Here is a 17007-nt window from a genome sequence, read left to right as displayed (position 1 = left end):
TTGCAGCGGGTGCTGCTGGTGGGCTGGCTGGTGCCGCTGTGGGGGCTGGTGGGGGCGATCTGCCTGGGGCAATGGGCACAGCAGGCGCTGCATGACGCCGCCGCGCAAGACGAGGCCCTGAGCCAGGCGCTGGCGCACTGGCCTGCAGATATGTTGGTGGGCAAAGATGCATCGATGCCTGCCCAGTCCGTCTCCGGGCCCTGGTACCGCGAAAGCAACCTGGAGGGCGAACGCCTGGCGGGCAGTGCAGACCTGCCGCGTGTGCCCCCCACCGAGGCGGTGCGTGACCCTGGCTCCGTGCACCTCTACCTGGCGCAGATCGGCGACCAACTGGTGCGGGTGGCGGTGACCCTGCACCAGCCCGCTGCCGTAGAGGCGGGGCAAGGGGCGGCAGCCCCCGTGGTGCGCCAGGTGGCCCGCCCGCTGGGCGAGCGCCTGCCCGGTGCGCGCAGCCTGCTGGGTGGTGACTCGGGCCTGCTTTGGGTGGTCCTGCTGGCATTGGCCATGACCGCTGTGGGCGTGGTGCTGGCGCGGGTGGCGTCGGGCTGGCTGCGACATGCGGATGTGTCGCTGATGCGGTCACCAAGTGGTGATGTGGTGGGCGGTGCGGGCCAGGCCTACGAGGGGCCGTTGGAGCTGGCGCCCGCCGTGCAGCATTTTGGCGAGCTGCAGCAAAGCCAGAGCCGCTGGATCGAGGAACAGCGGCGGTTTCTGGCCGATGCCACCCACCAGCTACGGACCCCCATGGCCGTGTTGCGCACCCAGTTGCAGTCGGCCATTGCGGGCGACATGCAGGTGAGGGACGCCCTGCACCAGATGCTGCACACCGTGGACCGCGCCTCGGGCCTGGCCAACCAGTTGTTGAGCCTGAGCAAGGTGGAGCAGCTCAAGCGCATGGGCGAGCTGCCCAGCGTGGACCTGAACGCGATTGCCCGCGAGTCCGTGATGGAGCTGGCACCGCTGATTGCGGCCAAGCGGCTGGACTTTGCCCTGGAGGGCCCCGACATGCTGTGGGCGCCCGGCGATGCTGCGCTGCTGGGCGAACTCATGCGCAACCTGCTGGCCAATGCCATCCACCACACGCCCACCCACGGGCGGCTGGGGGTGCTGCTGCGCGACAGCACCGGGCGGCGAGAGTTGCTGGTGTGGGACGAGGGCCCCGGCATTGACGACGCCGTGCGGCAGCGATTGTTCCAGCCGTTTTCGGCCGGGCAGGGCGGGGTGGGTTTGGGGTTGTCGATCTGTCGGCAGATTGCCGAGGCGATGGGTGCCCAGGTCACCTTGTTCAACCGCATGGACGCGGGGCAGGTCATCGGTGTGGATGCCGTGGTGGCCTGGGAAGAATGAGATGTCCGTGAAGGAGTCATCTGCCGCGCATGGCATCGAGTTCCGGGGGGTGTGCAAGCGGTACGGCCCGTTGGCCAGCGCCCCGTTGGTGGTGGATCACATCAGCTTCAGTGTGCCGCGCGGCACGCTCACGACCATCCTCGGGCCGTCGGGCTGCGGCAAGACGACCACGCTGCGCCTGATTGCAGGGCTCGAATCTCCCACATCGGGACGCATCTTCATTGACGGGCAGGACGTGACCCCCCTCGGCCCGGCGCAGCGCAATGTGAGCCTGGTGTTCCAGAACTACGCGCTGTTTCCGCACATGAACGTCATCGACAACGTGGTCTATGGCTTGCATTTGTCGGGCCTGGGCAAGCAGCAGGTGCGCGACAAGGCACGCGCCATGCTCGACACCGTGGGCCTGCACGGCCTGGACCAGCGCAGGCCGCACGAGCTGTCTGGCGGGCAGCAGCAGCGTGTGGCCCTGGCGCGCGCGCTGGCGCTGGAGCCTGCGGTGCTGTTGTTCGACGAGCCCCTGTCCAACCTGGACGCCCGCTTGCGGCGTGCCATGCGCGAGGAGATTCGGGCCCTGCAGCAGCGCCTGAAACTCACGGTGGCCTACGTCACCCACGACCAGAGCGAGGCGCTGGCCGTCAGCGACCAGATCGTGGTGATGGACCGGGGTGCCATCGCCCAGCGCGGCGCGCCCAGCGAGCTGTACGAGCAACCCACGTCCGAGTTTGTGGCGGGGTTCATGGGTGAGGCGATGCTGTTCGCGGCCTTGAACCACCCGCCAGCGCCAGCCTGGTCCGAGGCCTGTGGCTACGCGCAGCTGGGGCCCTTGCGTGTGCCGTCACCCGCAGCACTGCCTGCAGGCCCGGTCAAGATCGCCGTGCGCCCCGAGGCCTGGGTGATCGGGCCAGCCACATCGGCGGGCCTGGCCGCGCGGGTCACCCGCTGCACGTACCTGGGCAGCGTCATGGAATACACCTTTGCCAGCGCCCTGGGCGCCATTTTTGTGGTGTCACCGCTGGTGGAATTGCCGCTGGATGTGGGCGCTCCGGTCAGCCTGACTCTGGCGGACCATGGGGTGTCCGTCGTGGCCGGATAAGGGCGGTTGCGCCTGCCCGGAGAACCTCACGCCATTCGATGCCTCCCTTTTTTTCACGAGCGATGCCTTTGGACTACACCGTTGCTGTTTTTGACTTGGACAACTGCCTGCTGGATGCGCGGGCGGTCGGGCCTTTGTTCGAGCCCGCTTTCGAGGCGGTGCGGCAAGCCAACCAGGGGGCGTTGAGCCCAGAGGCCCTTGACCAGGCGCTTCAGGCCTGCTGGTTCACCGCGTTCGATCTGGTGGCCCAGCGCCACCACTTCACCCCCGCAATGCGCGCGGCGGGGTGGCAGCAGTTCAGCCAGATGCAGGTGAAGGCGCCGTTGCAAGGCTATTCCGACATAGGGCTGCTGCCGAGCATTCCGTTGCGGCGCTATCTGGTCACCAGCGGCTTTCGGCGCCTGCAGGACAGCAAGATCGACGCGCTGGGAATCCGCCCCTGGTTCGAACAGGTGCTCATCGACGCGATTGATGCTCCACCCACCGGCGCCGGGCATGGCAAGCAGGCCATTTTTGAGCAGATATTGGCCCGCGAGGGCTGCGCGCCCCGCCAGATGCTGGTGGTGGGCGACAACCCCCTGTCCGAACTGGCGGCCGGGCGTGCTCTGGGGGCTACCACCGTCCAGACCGTGCGGCCAGGGGTTGAGCCCTGGGAGCTGGCTGACTACCGGGTGGACGGGCTGGCAGGCTTGCTGGAGCTGCTGGGCCAGTTACCGCCCCCGTGCGGGCGTTGAACACGCGAGCACTGTTGTGTGCGATGGATATGGAACGAAATTGGCGGCAGGCGCACGTGAAACATGCCCTGATAGCTATCAATAGCAGAGCATTGCTGCGCGAACAAGGTAACAACTAAGGCCACAATACACGGCCACACCGCCCGCTTGTCTGTCCGCGCGCCTGCCGCTTTGCCCCTTGAACTCTCCCGTCTTCACCTCGCTGATCCCCGTCATCCTGTTCATCGCCATTGGCTTTTATGTGGGGCGGCGTGGCTGGATACGTGCCGAATCCGTCAAGGACCTGGCCAATCTGGTGTTCATGGTGCTCACGCCCGCGCTGCTGTTTCGCACCATGAGCACGGTGCACATCGAAGACCTCAACTTTGGCCCCGTGGGCATCTATTTTGTGGCGTTTGGCGTGGTCTACGCGGCCACGCTGGCGGTGCAGGGCTTCAGCACATTGGGCGCGGCGCGTGCGCTGGCCAACACCTTCAGCAACACGCTGATGATCGGCGTGCCGCTGGTGGGGCTGGTGTTTGGCGATGCGGGGCTGGTCACGCTGTTCACCCTGATCTCGGTGCACTCGCTCATCCTGCTGACCGCCGCCACCGTGGTGTTCGAGCTGGCCGCGGCGCGCGAACACGCCGGGCGAGCGGGCGGGGTGCAGCAGCCCATGTGGCGCACCGTGCTGCAGGCCATCCGCAACGGGATCGTGCACCCGGTGCCGCTGCCCATCATTGCTGGCCTGCTGTTTGCCCAGACCGGGCTGGTGGTGCCCGAGGTGGTGGGCAAGCCCCTACAGCTGCTGGGCCAGGCGCTGGGGCCCATTGCGCTGCTGCTGGTGGGGGTGACGCTGGCGTTCACCAAGGTGGGCCACCAGTTCAAGGCCGCGCTGCGCATAGCGCTCGTCAAATGCGTGGTGCACCCCGTCGTGCTGGCCGCCCTGGGCTGGGCGCTGGGCCTGTCAGGCCTGCCGCTGGCGGTGATGATCGTGGCGGCTTCGTTGCCCGTGGGGGCCAATGTGTTCCTGTTCTCCCAGCGCTACCGCGTGGCAGAGGAGGAGGTGACGGCCAGCGTGGCGGTGTCCACCGCGCTGGGGCTGGTCACGATGCCGGTGGTGATATTGGCCGTGACGCGCTGGGTGGTGGGCTGATACCCGCGTCCCGTGCGTCTATACAGGCCGAGCCGAAACGGGCTGGGGCAGGGAGGGGGTAGCCAAAGTCGCGTTCAGCGCTGCACCTATCCGTCCATGGGGGCATCGGTGCGCCGCACTGCATTTTTCAAGACGGTATCGTCAGGTACGCCCCTGCAAAGGCCCAATGCCTGCACGCAGTCGCCGTGCTGGCCAAGCCACCGCGCCCGCCATCAGCAAGGTGAGCAGCAGCATTCCCCATTCGCTGAGCGTAGGTATGGATGCTGGCGTGGCCGGAGCGATGGTGGTGATGTCCGACGCAGAGTTGTTGCCCGGGGTGGCGTCACCGCCGCCCGATACCGTGGCCACATTGATCACGCTGGCCGGGGCCTGCGCAGATACCGTCACCTTCACGGTGATGGCGGGCCAGGCAGCGCCTGCGGCCAACGCGTCACTGCGCGTGCAACTCAGGCTGCCCAGATTGCAGCTCCAGCCTGTGCCACTGATGGCGGTTGCAGTCAGGCCTGCAGGCAGCGCGTCGGTCACGGTCACCACGCCAGTCGAGGCTGATCCGCCGTAGTTGATGACCACCAGTTGGTACAAGGCGCCCGTCTGTCCTGGCCGGAAGTTGCCCGCATGCGACTTGGCAATGCCCAAGTCCACCGTTGCGGCCGGGGCGTTGACGATAGTGGGGTCTAGGGCCGTGTTGTTGGTGGTGTTGGTCTCCCCGCCGCCATCCACCGTGGCCTGGTTGGTCACAGGCGAAGTCGCGTTGGCAGCCACGGCAACCGTCAGGGTGATGGTGGGATATGAGGCTCCTGCCGCAAGGCTGTCCGACCGGCTGCAGACCAGCGGGGCGAGCGTGCAGCTCCAGCCGCTACCGGCCATGCCGGTCGCCGTCAATCCAGCAGGCAGCACGTCGGTCACATTGACGGTGCCCGTGGTGGCGCTGGCGCCGATGTTGCTCACCACCAGGCTGTAGACACCGCTGGTCTGTCCACGGGTGAAGTTGCTGGCATGGCTCTTGGTAAGGGTCAGGTCGGCCGCTGCAACAAATGGAGTGATGGACGTGACGTCTGACGCCGAGTTGTTGGCGGTGTTGGTCTCGCCGCCACCATCCACGGTGGCAGTGTTGGTCACGGACGCGGCGGCGTTAGCTGCCACGGAGACCGTGAGCGTGATCGTTGGGTAGCTGTCCGCCGCATTCAGTGCGTCTGAACGGGAGCACACCACGGTCCCTCCCAGAGAGCAGGTCCAGCCCGTGCCTGCTGCGCCAGTGGCGGTGAGGCCTGCAGGCAGGGTATCGGTCACCGTAACGGTTCCCACCGTGGGGCTTGCTCCAGTGTTTGTCACCACCAGACGGTATTGCGCACCCGTCTGGCCTTGGCTGAAGTTGCCCGTGTGGGACTTGGCGATCGTCAGATCGGACACTCCCAATGCGCTGACATAGCCCATGTCCACCTGCACGGCCTGCGACGACCCCACTGTCACCGTCGCGGGGTTGTTGAAGTTGCTGCGCAGTGTCAGCTTGGTCGAAACGACGATGCTGGCCGTTTTCAGACTCTTCAAACTACCGCTTTGGGTCTGCCCGGACGATTGATCGGGTGTCATGGCCTGCACCGTCCATGTACCGAGTGGCACCACGCGGGCGTAGCGCCCCGCAGCGTCGGTGATCTCCTCGTAGGTAATGTTGTGGGAGCTGTCGTAGAACCGCACCGGCACATTGCCCATCGGCAGGTCGATGCTGGGGTCGAGCAGGCCGTTGTTGTCCGTGTCCTCGTAGACCACGCCGACGATCAATCCTGCGTCGGCACCCAGCACCGTGACGTCTTCTGCGGTCGAGCGCAGGAAGTCGTAAGGCACTGTGCGGTTCAGCGGTGTCGCGCCCGCGTCGTTCTGGTAGGTACCCGTCCCGGCTTGCGTCGATACGCGCGCCTGGAACTGCACCGTGAGAGCCTGGCCCGGCTGAACAGCGAAGTTGCCCCAGGCCAGCACGGTGTCACCCGGCGCGGGCGCGCTATTGGCCGCCACAGGAGTGCCGTTATTGAGAATCGCCACCGTGTTTTCATAGGTAAAGCCAGCGGCCAGCACGTCGGTGACGGTGACCGGAGTGATGGCTGTGGTCGAGGTGTTGCGTACTTCGATCACGTACTCAGCGACGCTGCCAGCGGCCAGTGCGGGCGTAGTGGTGCGTTTGGTCACTACCAGGCCCCCCACAGAGGTGCTCGCACTGGCCGGCACTGCAGCGCCGCAGGTTGTGCAGTTGATGCTGGCCTGGTTGAGATAGCTGCCCGACGACTGGGGCAGGGCCACCAGTTGCACCGAGCCCGTTTCGCCCGGCTGCAAAGTGCCCAGGCTCCAGGTCACCGTGCTGCCGGACACGGAGGCCGACGGCATGGAGGCCACCCAGTCCAGGCCCGCTGGTAGCGTGTCGGTCAGCACCACAGAATCCGCCGCAGCATTGCCCGTGTTGGCGTAGCTCAGGGTGTAGGTGATGGCCGCTTTGATCAAGCTGCCTGCGGGCGCCGTGACCGGTGAAGCCAGGGTCAGCGTGGTGGGCGATAGATCCGCCACACGCGCCACGGAGCCTCCCAGGCTCACGTACTGCCCCAGGCTCAGTTGGCTGCTGTCGTTGACCCGCAGTTGTGTGGTGTTCATTGCCGACTGGGTGAGCGTGGCCGCAGGGTAGCTGACCTGCGCCGGGGCCTGCTTGGTCAGTGATAGCGAAGCTTGGGCACCAGCGGTCTTGGATGCCATGGCGGTGACGCCGGGGGCGTTCTGGGCCGAGGCGGTCGCTGTGTTCATGATGGTCGTACTGCCTGCGCTCATCGCGTTGACCTTGACCGCAAACGACAGCGTGGCAGAGCCTCCGGATGCGAGGCTGCCCACATCGAAGACCACACGGTTGTTGATGGCGTCAAAACTGCCAGTTCCGCTGGATGCCGTAAGAGCACCCGCATAGGTGGTGCCAGCCGGTACAGGGTCCAGCACACGCACGCCGGTGGCGGCCACGCTGCCTGAGTTGGTCACCTGCAAGGTGTAGGTCAGCGTGTTGCCAGGTGCCGCAGGCGTAGGGCCTGCCACGCTCTTGAGCAGACCCAGCAGCGGGTTGCCGCTGATACTGACATTCACGGTATTGCTGCTGACTGGCGATACGGACGTGGCCGAGGCGCTTGCCTGGTTGGGCACCACGCTGATGCCTGCGGCCAACCCAGTGCTGCCCGCCTGCATGGTGAAGGTGTACGACACCGAAGCCCCCACCGCCAATGTCGGGATACTCCACTGCACCAGGCTCGCGGACGCGCTGCAACTACCGCCACAGGTTCCGTAGATGTAGTAGCTGCGCGTGGGTACACCGGCTTCCAGCACCACGTTGCTTGCAGCCGCAGTTCCGATGTTCGCGACGGTAGCGGTGTACACCACGGTTTCGCCGGGCAGCGCCGAGGTGCGGTCTGCAGTCAGTTGCACCACCAGTTGTGGTGAACCGCCGCCCCCGCCAGACGTCTGCGCTACGGTGGTGGCGCTGGCCGCGTTGGGAGCGGTCTGCGCGCTGCTGATGGATGCCGTGTTGGTCAACGCACCGGTGGCACTCGCTTCTACCGTGGCGTTGATCACCAGCGTGCCCGATGTGCCGCCTGACGCCTCGCCCGGCACCGCATCGGTGGACGAGCGCACCCCCGTGAAGGTCAACTGCTGCCCCGCCACGCTGGGCGTGATGGCCGAGCCGTTGAGCGTGGCGCTGACAAAAGTAACCCCCGTGGGCAGCGTGTCCACCACCTCCACGCCCGTGGCCTTGGCTTGACCGGTGTTATCAAAACGCAAGGTGTACTGCACGGAGGTTTGTACGCCCGCCGTGACAGTGCTGAGGTTCACGCTCTTGCTGAACGACAGGTTGGCGGGCGGCGTGACGCAAAACTCGCCACGCGAGGGTGCATCAGTGGCAGTGCCGCCACTGATGGGGTTGGTCACCACATTGCCGTCGTATTGAAAGTAGACGTTGAACGTCTGCGTGTTGGCGGACTTGACGCTGTAGCGGAACAGCAAACGGTGGCCCTTTTGCAGCGTGCCGTTGGCGTTGAAAGTAGGCGCTGCATTGGTGGTGCTGTCTTTCACCAGCCCTTTGGTGCTGCCGTTCATCTGGATGTCGGCCGGCGCCCCGATAGCGGTGAGAAGCCCGGTGGTGGTGTTGAAGTCGAACACCTCCGTTCGCACAAGCAGGCCGGGGCCATTGGCCCGGTCCACATAGATGTACGAAGTGATCGCGCCGTTGAAGTCCACCGACGAAGCGGTCACCGGGTCGGTGTAGAACTCCAGTGCGGTGACATAGCTGCCGGCGTTGGCGGGTACGGCCACCTGCTGGGTGGCACCTGCGCCGGTGGGCGCAGCCGCCGCCTGATTGGCGATCAGGCGCGACCCGTGGCCGCCGCCCACGTCCAACAGACTGTTGCGGAAGTAATACTTGCTGCACGACTGCCCCGTCACACCCGTCTGCACTGAGGCAGTCACCGGCGAGCCGCTGTTGCCGGACCAGTTGATCGTGGCGGTGTTGGTAACGGGGTTGAACGCCGTGAACGGGCTGGCAGCCGCAGCCGTCACGGTGACGGAGCCACTGGCGCCCGCGGCCACCGAACCTACGGACCACGTGAGCGTGCCGGAACTGTTAGAGCACCCACCGGTGCATGAGACGAAGGTAAAGCCCTCGGGGATTGGGTCGGACAGGGTCACACCGCTGGCTGCGGCATTGCCCGTGTTGGTGTACGACAGCGTCCAGGTCACATTGGCGCCGGGTGCCACCTGCGCTGACGAAGCTGTTTTGGTCAACGAGAACGCTGCCGCTGGGGTCACCCCCACGGGCACGGAAACGCTCGCCGTGGCCGTCTGGGACACAGGTGCGCCCCCGGCGTCGGTGCCCGACAGTGTGGCTGTGTTGGACAGACTGGAGCCGGAATAACCATTGTTGACGGTCACCGTCAGTTGCACGCTGCCACTGCCGCCGCCGTCTACCGTGCCCAACGGCCAGGTCACCACGCCAGCCGCAAAGCTGCAGGCGGATGCCCCGCCGCTGCAAGACACAAAGGTGACGCCCGTAGGCAAGGTGTCTGTAATGCTTGCGCCCGTGAATGGCACCGTGGAGTCGTTGGCGTAGCGCAGGGTGTAGACCAGAGGCGTCGTGCCATCGGGGGTTGCCTGGTAGGTGCTGGGCGTCTTGGAGAACGACAGCCGCACGGCATCCACGGCAACAGGCACAGGTGCGCTGACCAGGGCTCCAAAGCTGGTGGTGGCGGTGGCCGTGTTGTTGTATTGCCCCGAGGTAGAGGCCGCCTGCGCGCGAAAGCCAAAGCTACCGCTGCCCCCCGGAGGCAAAGAAACAGGGGGCGAGAAGTCCCATACCACGGCGCCCGTCGCGCCGTTGGCGGGGCTAGCGGTTGGCGCCAGCGAACCTGCCGTCGTGCTGACATACGAAAAGCCACTGGGCAGTGCGTCTTCAACCCGGCTGATCGAGAGCGACTGGGTGAGCGTGTTGGACACCACAAAGGTGTAGTCCACCGTACCGCCCACGGCCACGTTGGCTACACTGGCAGTTTTGTTGAGGGTGGGAGCCACACCGCAGTTGTTGAGCGCCAGGCCCACCAGCGCCACCTGGCTGCCAGTCACCGAGGGGTTGCCCCACCAGTTTTCTGTGGACGAGGTAGCCATGGCCGGCGAATGGCCGGGCAGGGGGGCATACGAGGTACCGCCCACATAGATGCGGTTTTGCGCATCGCCCGCCACGTAAGAGAAGGTGCGGTTGTTGATGCCGTTGGGGGTGATGCCGTTGTCCACCAAGGTGTTGTCGTCCAGCGCCTGCACACCTATCAGGTAGCTGCCCTTGGGCAAGCCTGCGCCGCTCCAGGCGGCCACCCAGGTGTTCATGCTGCCGGCCTTGAGCGTGGCATTCGCTGCAAAAGTCCAGTCGCCACCGTCGTCGGCAAGACCGTTACCGTCGGCGTCGTAGTAGTAATAAAAGCGCGCCGCCTTCACCGATGGCACGACCTGCCCGTTGACGATCGCCAGCGTGTCCTGCACGTTGGCTGTCAGTGTGTAGCTGCCCGGACAGGTGTTGGGCGGCGCCGCTACCACGGACGAGATGATGGGCTGCGAGTAGGGCGCCGCTTGCGTGAACGAGATGTAGTCGCCAAACGGCGCGGCCTGCCCCGATTGCCCCACAAAGCCGCTGTTGATTGCGCAGTCCTTCTGGAACGGGTTGTTCAGACTGTTGGCCGTACAAAACACCATCGAGATCGGCGTGTTTCGTGTGATCTTGGGGCCGCCCTGTGCGCTGGCGTCCAGCAGCGCCACGGGGATCTGGTAGTCCACAAAATATTCGTTGCAGGGACTGGTACTGACCTTTTTGGCGCGGGTGGTGCCGTAGTCCCACACGCTCTCGGCGCTGCCGTTGAGCCAGGTGGGCTGCGGCTCGTTTTGGCCGTTGCGTACACTGAAATTGAGAAGCCTGCCCGAGACGGGGTCCACAAAGCCGGCGGGGTTGTGGGCCAGCAATTTCACGTTGGTGGGGTCGGCCAGGTAGTCCAGCGACTGGGTGGGCAACTTGCTCCAGATACCCGCGATGCGGTCGATGGAGGCTGAAGGCGAGCCCGACGAGCCGTCCAGGTGCGCGGCCAGGTCGAGGTAACCGTCGCCGTCCACGTCGAACATCACGCTCCACAGCGCAGAGCTCCAGGGATCGGACGACGCGTAGGCCCCCGCGCTGGGCCCCGTGGCGTAGGTGTTGGCGATCTGTTCGACGCGCCAGCGGAACATGATCGTGTCCTGGCTGCCATCGGGCGCAGCGCCCTGGCGCAGGGCGTAATACACACTGGGCGCCGTTTTGTCGACGCACGACGAAGCAATATTGACGTAGTTCTGCGGTGCGGTGCCACCGTTGGAGGGGTCCTGCGTGCGCGGGTCAGTGATACCGCTCTGAAAACGCGTGTAAGGCAGCCATTCGCCACAGTTGTTGCCGCACAACTGCGGGTTGGCAGGCTCTGCAGGCCAAGCTAACGGTGGAAAGTGCGCCGCCCCGTTGGCCAGCGTGGGCGGAAATGGATCTGACAGTGCATTACCGGCCAGAAAAAAAGCAGCACTTAAAAAGGTGAGCTGCAAGGCCTTGAAGGAAAAGCGCGTCATCGGATCACCCCGCCTGCATGGGCTCATGCAAACACCCCGGGGCCCATTGCTAGTTGATATACAAGTTACCAACTGTAACCTGCAAATCTGATAGAAATGATGTGGTTAACCCGTATCAGGACGGTAACAAACCCTGAGGCCCAGCGCCGATGGGGCCTCTGAGGGGGGTATCAGGGCGCTAGACGTTCCCGTACCCAGGTTTCCCCGTCCAGCCGATAGCGCAACCGGTCATGCAAGCGGCTCTTGCGCCCCTGCCAGAACTCCCATTGGTCGGGCTTCAGGCGATACCCGCCCCAGTGCGGCGGGCGGGGAGGCTTGAGCAAAAACTGCGCGCCGTACTTGGCAGCGTTGGCCACCAGCACGCCCCGGCCTGAAATGACCTGGCTTTGTGGGCTGGCCCAGGCGCCGATGCGCGAGTCAAGCGGACGGCTGTGGAAATATTCGTCGCTTTCTTCGTCGCTGACCCTTTCTACTGTGCCTTCAATGCGCACCACCCGCTCCAGCTCCACCCAGTGGAACTGCAGGGCGGCATACGGGTTGCCCGCAATCTGGCGGCCCTTGCGGCTGTCGTAGTTGGTAAACCAGACAATGCCGCGCTCGTCATAGCCTTTGATGAGCACAATGCGGGTGCTGGGGCGAAGGTCGCTGCCCACGGTGGCCAGGGTCATGGCGTTGGGTTCTGGCACTTCGGCGCTGATGGCTTCTTTCAGCCACTGGTCAAACTGCAGCAGGGGGGCGGCGTGCGAGGCGTCTTCGTTGAGTTCGGCGCGCTCGTAGCTCTTGCGGAGGTCGGCAATGGAGTTCGTGGTCATGGCCACGATTGTGCATCTCTCGTACGATGGCGCTCTGTGTTGGCGCAGGGTGCTGGGCTTGGGCCCACGGGCTTTGGCAGTGGTCGAATATTGATTCGTTTATATTCAAGCGTTCTGATGAAACCCAAAGACGACGAGAAACAGCGCGCCATTGCCCAGGCCACCTTTGAACTGGTGGCCCAGCGCGGCCTGAGCGGCCTGACCCTGGCCGACATTGCCCGGGCGGCGGGTGTGGCCACGAGCACGCTGTACGTGTACTACCCGTCCAAAGACGAGCTCATCAGCCAGCTGTATCAAGACGCCAAGACCGTGACCGCCGCGCGCATCATGGACGGCGTGGCGCCTGGCATGCCCTACCGCGCCCGCGTACGGCGCGCCTGGGGTAACCTGTTGCGCCACCGGCTGGACCAGTATGCCGAGGTGGTGTTCCAGGAGCAGTACTACAACTCGCCCTGGTTTACCCAAGGCAACCGCGAGTTTTCGACCCGGTTGATGGCGGGCTTTTTTGCGCTGATGGAAGAAGGCCAGCAGCAGGAGATCCTCAAAGCCGTGCCCATCCCGCTGCTCACCGCCAGTCTGGTGGGCTCGGTGCGGGAGACCGGCAACCTGATCCGCACCCAGGTGTTGCCCGACGACGAGGCTGTGCACCAGATGGCGTTTGGCCTCTGCTGGGACGCCATCAAGGCGTAGATGGCGCCTCAGCAAGAACTTGGTTTTTGCGGTTTAATCGAATGGTTATTCTTTTAAAACAACAAGGCGGCGCAGTGCACGCCCGTGCCGCCCCTCCACTTGCGCTGTGCTTTTGAGCGCCGACTGTCACCCCAAGGAGTCCCACGATGCCTACCCTCAATATCAACGGTAAAGACACGGCAGTGGATGCCGATGAATCCACCCCCATCCTCTGGGCCTTGCGCGACACGCTGGGCATGACCGGCACCAAGTTTGGCTGCGGCCAGGCTTTGTGCGGCGCTTGCACCGTGCACCTGAACGGATCCCCGGTGCGGTCCTGCATCACGCCCATCTCGGCGGCGGCGGGCCAGAAGATCACCACCATCGAGGCTGTCACGGCCAACGACAAAGTGGGCAAGGCCGTGCACGCCGCCTGGGTCAAGCACGACGTGGCCCAGTGTGGCTACTGCCAGAGCGGCCAGATCATGAGCGCCACCGCGCTGCTCAAGGGCAAGAAGAAACCCACAGATGCCGACATCGACGCCGCCATGGCAGGCAACGTGTGCCGCTGCGGCACCTACGTGCGCATCCGCGCCGCCATCCATGACGCTGCAAAAACCCTGGCTTGATTGAAGGAGAACACCATGCACTTCGATACCAATACGCTGCAGGGCCAGGCCCATCTTTTTATGCCAAAACACCTTCTTGCGCTTATGGATAAAGCGCAAGCAGCTACTAATTCAGGAGTAAACGGTGCGCTGGAAGGCATCGAAGGTTTGGAAGGCCTTGCGCGCCGCACGTTCCTCAAGGTGTCAGCCGCCTCCGGCTTTGCGCTGGGCGCGTTTCCGCTGGTCTCCGCTGCGCAGGGCGCCGGGGCCTCAGCGGCGCCCGCAGGCCTCAAGCCGCACGAGCAACCCTCAGCCTTCGTGCGCATTGATGCCGATGGCACCGTCACCGTCACCATCAACCGGCTGGACTTTGGCCAGGGCGTGCAAACCGGCCTGCCCATGATCCTGGCCGAGGAGCTGGATGCCGACTGGAGCAAGGTGCGCAGCGTGCACGGCGACGCCAATCAGGCCTATGCCGATCCGATGATGGGCATGCACCTCACGGGTGGCTCCAACTCCATCAAAAATTCGTACACCCAGTACCGCGAGCTGGGCGCGCGCACCCGGGCCATGCTGGTTTCTGCGGCGGCCACACAGTGGGGCGTGGACGCGTCGGCCCTGCGCACCAGCAACGGCTTTGTGGTCGGCCCCGGCGGCAAGAAGCTGGGCTACGGTGCGCTGGCCGAAGCCGCCATGAAGCAGCCCGTGCCCGAAAAGGTCACGTTGAAGGACCCCAAGCAGTTCCGCCTGATCGGCAAACCCACCGGGAGGCTGGATGCCAAGGCCAAGTCGAGCGGCCAGCAGGACTATGGCATTGACGTGCGCCTGCCCGGCATGCTCACGGCTGTGGTGGCCCGCCCGCCCGTGTTTGGCGCGAAGGTGAAGTCACTGGACGACAGCGCCGCCAAAGCCATCAAGGGCGTAAAGGCCGTGTTGCGCGTGCCCACCGACCGGGGCGGCGAGGGCGTGGCCATCGTGGCCGACGGCTACTGGCCCGCCAAGCAGGGGCGCGACGCGCTGAAGGTGGAGTGGGACACCAGCGCGGTGACCAAGCCCGACACCACCGCGCTGCTGGCGCAGTACCGCGAGCTGGCCACCAAGCCCGGCAACGTGGCCATGCAGGCCGACATGGCGCCGCTGGCGGGCGCACCCCACAAGATCAGCGCAGAATTCGTGTTCCCGTACCTGGCGCACGCACCCATGGAGCCGCTCAACTGCACCGTCAAGCTCGACGGTGACAAGGCCGAACTCTGGATGGGCACACAGATGCCCGGCCTGGACGCGATGGCCGCCGCCAAAACGCTGGGCCTGCAGCCGCAGAACGTGAAGGTGAACACGCAGATGGCCGGTGGTGGCTTTGGCCGCCGCGCCATCCCCACCAGCGATTACGTGGTGGAAGCCTGCGGCGTGGCCAAGGCCGCGCGCACTGCGGGCATCACCGCGCCGGTGCGCACCCTGTGGAGCCGCGAAGACGACATCAAGGGCGGCTACTATCGCCCCCTGCATGTGCACCGCGCCGAGATCGGCTTTGACGCCAAGGGCAAGATCCTGGCGTGGGACCACACCATCGTCGGCCAGTCCATCACCAAGGGCTCGCCGTTCGAGGCCTTCATGATCAAGAACGGCATTGACGCCACGGCCATCGAGGGCATGAAAGAGCCGTACGACGTGCCCATGAAGCTGTCGGTGCACCACCCTGATGTGAATGTGCCGGTGCTGTGGTGGCGTAGCGTAGGTTCCACCCACACGGCCTACGCCATGGAGACCCTGATCGACGAAGTGGCCCGCACGACAAAGCAAGACCCCGTGGCCTACCGTCTGGCCCTGATGGGCGACAAGCACCCGCGCCACAAGGCGGCGCTGCAGCTGGCTGTCGCCCAGTCGGGCTATGGCAAGAAGAAGCTGGCCGCAGGCCGTGCCTGGGGCGTGGCGGTGCACGAATCGTTCGAGTCGGTGGTGGCCTATGTGGTCGAGGCCTCCGTCAAAGACGGCACGCCCAAGCTGCACAGCATCACCGCAGGCGTGCATTGCAACCTGGTGGTCAACCCCAAGAGCGTCGAAGCCCAGGTGCAAGGCGCCGCGCTGATGGGCCTGGGCACCTGCCTGCCCGGTGCAGCCATCACGCTCAAGGATGGTGTGGTGGAGCAGAGCAACTTTGGCGACTACGCCGTGCCCCGCATCACCGACATGCCGCAGGTGACGGTGCACATCGTGCCCAGCGCCGATCCGCCGAAGGGCATGGGCGAACCCGGCCTGCCACCGCTGGCACCGGCGTTTGCCAATGCCATCGCGCAGATCACAGGCAAGACGCCACGCGAGCTGCCGTTTAAGTTGGCTTAATAAAGCCTGTAGGAATGAGAGCGCCGGGTTTGGGAAAGCCCGGCGCTTTTTTTATTGCTTATTCGGTTGCGTGAGTTTGGCGCGGGGGTAATGCTGGAGCTGTATGTAGCAACCGGCTTTTGGCCTATTTCAAGCGGCGGAGAGGTGACTGCATTGCAGGGCGGTTTCTAATCTCTCTCAACACCCTTGTAATCCGGGAAATGAAGACGCTTCAACTGCCGTGCTTGGAAAACATGCAAATCGGGGCAGGACCCATGACCGATTCTTTTTTCAGATTACTGAGATCATTTTGATGATCAGTGCCTGTTGCGCGCGGTCGTCAATGGTGGGTGTTACGCCATGGGCTTGGCGGCGCTCAATACTTTAGTTCCACCCCCAAATCGCCCAGCTTTTTCGCAAAAGAGTCCCTGCGTTTTGCTGCCTTTGCCGCTGTTTCGGTGGCGGCTTTGATGGCCTTGGGGCCTTTATTTGCCGCAGCTTGGATCAGCCCACGCTTGTGAGCGGCATCTGCCTCGGCCCGCTTGAATGTGGCAATCAGTTCAGCATGCGCAATGGTTGGATTCACATCGGCTCCTTTATCGATCAGCGCCATCACGCTTAAATTTGGACGTTGGTGCGAAGCAAGGCCGTTTTCAATTCGCGGGTGGCCGGTTTGGAAATATCCACCTTTTGCACCGCCAGATCGAACGAAGAGCCTGGCTTGATGCTGGTGGGCAGTATCTTTTTGGCTGGAAGCTTGGCAGGGTAGGTGCCTTTACCCGGACACATGCGAACAGAAAACCCGAATTCTGCGAGCAGGCCTTTTGCATACAGCTCCACCAATTGGTGAAACGATACGAAGGTGGAGCGTTTCACGTCTTTGAGTCCGGGCTGGCTGACGTCGCGAACGAGCTCGAATTTGCCCAGTGAATCGCGCTGTGTATCAGTAAAAGGATGCAGCAAGAAAGTCTGACGAACGCCATCCTTTTTAGACACCAAAGTGTGCTCGACGGCTATATCGGTTAACAGCATATTTTTTCTATCTCCGCGAGTTGCAGTTTGCACGGCCACATCAGCCGGCGTGCCACCCAAAGTCGCAGATTTTGTTTTCAAACCCAGTCACCGGGGTGCACGATGCGGGCGA

11 protein-coding genes are annotated in these 17007 nt (G+C 64.4%); 7 read left to right on the top strand and 4 right to left on the bottom strand.

Annotation, left to right across the window (positions count from 1 at the left end):
* Positions 1–9 precede the first annotated feature (9 nt).
* From OIN59_RS22045 to OIN59_RS22030, 4 genes are all read left to right on the top strand, one after another.
* Positions 10–1347 (top strand): sensor histidine kinase, encoded by a 1338-nt coding sequence (locus tag OIN59_RS22045; protein WP_274114012.1) that lies wholly within the window; start codon positions 10–12, stop codon positions 1345–1347.
* A 7-nt stretch (positions 1348–1354) separates the two neighbouring features.
* Entirely contained in the window at positions 1355–2440 is a 1086-nt protein-coding gene (locus OIN59_RS22040) for an ABC transporter ATP-binding protein (protein WP_274113888.1), read from the top strand.
* A gap of 62 nt (positions 2441–2502) precedes the next feature.
* Positions 2503–3174: an HAD family hydrolase gene (locus OIN59_RS22035; protein WP_274113886.1), complete on the top strand. Its 672-nt coding sequence runs from the start codon at positions 2503–2505 to the stop codon at positions 3172–3174.
* 178 nt (positions 3175–3352) lie between these two features.
* Positions 3353–4309, top strand: a complete 957-nt coding sequence (locus OIN59_RS22030) for an AEC family transporter (protein WP_274113884.1) — start codon at positions 3353–3355, stop codon at positions 4307–4309.
* 141 nt (positions 4310–4450) lie between these two features.
* Here the strand turns inward: OIN59_RS22030 and OIN59_RS22025 are convergent, their stop codons facing one another.
* Both OIN59_RS22025 and pdxH read right to left on the bottom strand, forming a co-directional pair.
* A complete protein-coding gene (locus tag OIN59_RS22025) occupies positions 4451–11455 on the bottom strand; it encodes an IPTL-CTERM sorting domain-containing protein (RefSeq protein WP_274113882.1) in 7005 nt (2334 codons plus the stop codon).
* A 170-nt stretch (positions 11456–11625) separates the two neighbouring features.
* On the bottom strand, positions 11626–12267 hold the full coding sequence (pdxH, locus tag OIN59_RS22020) for a pyridoxamine 5'-phosphate oxidase (RefSeq protein WP_274113880.1): 642 nt from the start codon (positions 12265–12267) through the stop codon (positions 11626–11628).
* Positions 12268–12384: 117 nt separating this feature from the next.
* On the opposite strand from pdxH, the gene OIN59_RS22015 reads away from it, so the two are divergent.
* The 3 genes from OIN59_RS22015 (at position 12385) to OIN59_RS22005 (ending at position 15884) form a co-directional block, all read left to right on the top strand.
* Positions 12385–12957, top strand: coding sequence for a TetR/AcrR family transcriptional regulator (locus OIN59_RS22015; RefSeq protein ID WP_274113878.1), 573 nt, complete (start codon positions 12385–12387; stop codon positions 12955–12957).
* Between the two features lie 146 nt (positions 12958–13103).
* Positions 13104–13565, top strand: coding sequence for a (2Fe-2S)-binding protein (locus tag OIN59_RS22010; RefSeq protein ID WP_274113876.1), 462 nt, complete (start codon positions 13104–13106; stop codon positions 13563–13565).
* A 15-nt stretch (positions 13566–13580) separates the two neighbouring features.
* Positions 13581–15884, top strand: coding sequence for a xanthine dehydrogenase family protein molybdopterin-binding subunit (locus OIN59_RS22005; RefSeq protein WP_274113874.1), 2304 nt, complete (start codon positions 13581–13583; stop codon positions 15882–15884).
* Positions 15885–16239: 355 nt separating this feature from the next.
* Here the strand turns inward: OIN59_RS22005 and OIN59_RS22000 are convergent, their stop codons facing one another.
* Positions 16240–16476, bottom strand: a complete 237-nt coding sequence (locus OIN59_RS22000) for a hypothetical protein (RefSeq protein ID WP_328517991.1) — start codon at positions 16474–16476, stop codon at positions 16240–16242.
* A gap of 5 nt (positions 16477–16481) precedes the next feature.
* Positions 16482–16976 (bottom strand): hypothetical protein, encoded by a 495-nt coding sequence (locus tag OIN59_RS21995; RefSeq protein WP_274113872.1) that lies wholly within the window; start codon positions 16974–16976, stop codon positions 16482–16484.
* Positions 16977–17007 lie beyond the last annotated feature (31 nt).

Origin of the sequence: Acidovorax benzenivorans (assembly GCF_028680575.1) — a bacterium.
In the GTDB taxonomy this organism is placed as follows: Bacteria; Pseudomonadota; Gammaproteobacteria; order Burkholderiales; family Burkholderiaceae_C; genus Acidovorax; species Acidovorax benzenivorans.
This window is presented reverse-complemented; position numbering and strand designations above follow the sequence as displayed.

Excerpts from the sequence above, each read along its gene's own strand:
- OIN59_RS22035 (WP_274113886.1), top strand. The coding sequence starts at position 2,503 with ATGCCTTTGGACTACACCGTTGCTGTTTTTGACTTGGACAACTGCCTG.
- OIN59_RS22025 (WP_274113882.1), bottom strand. The coding sequence starts at position 11,455 with ATGACGCGCTTTTCCTTCAAGGCCTTGCAGCTCACCTTTTTAAGTGCT.
- pdxH (WP_274113880.1), bottom strand. The coding sequence starts at position 12,267 with ATGACCACGAACTCCATTGCCGACCTCCGCAAGAGCTACGAGCGCGCC.
- OIN59_RS22015 (WP_274113878.1), top strand. The coding sequence starts at position 12,385 with ATGAAACCCAAAGACGACGAGAAACAGCGCGCCATTGCCCAGGCCACC.
- OIN59_RS22010 (WP_274113876.1), top strand. The coding sequence starts at position 13,104 with ATGCCTACCCTCAATATCAACGGTAAAGACACGGCAGTGGATGCCGAT.
- OIN59_RS22005 (WP_274113874.1), top strand. The coding sequence starts at position 13,581 with ATGCACTTCGATACCAATACGCTGCAGGGCCAGGCCCATCTTTTTATG.
- OIN59_RS22000 (WP_328517991.1), bottom strand. The coding sequence starts at position 16,476 with ATGGCGCTGATCGATAAAGGAGCCGATGTGAATCCAACCATTGCGCAT.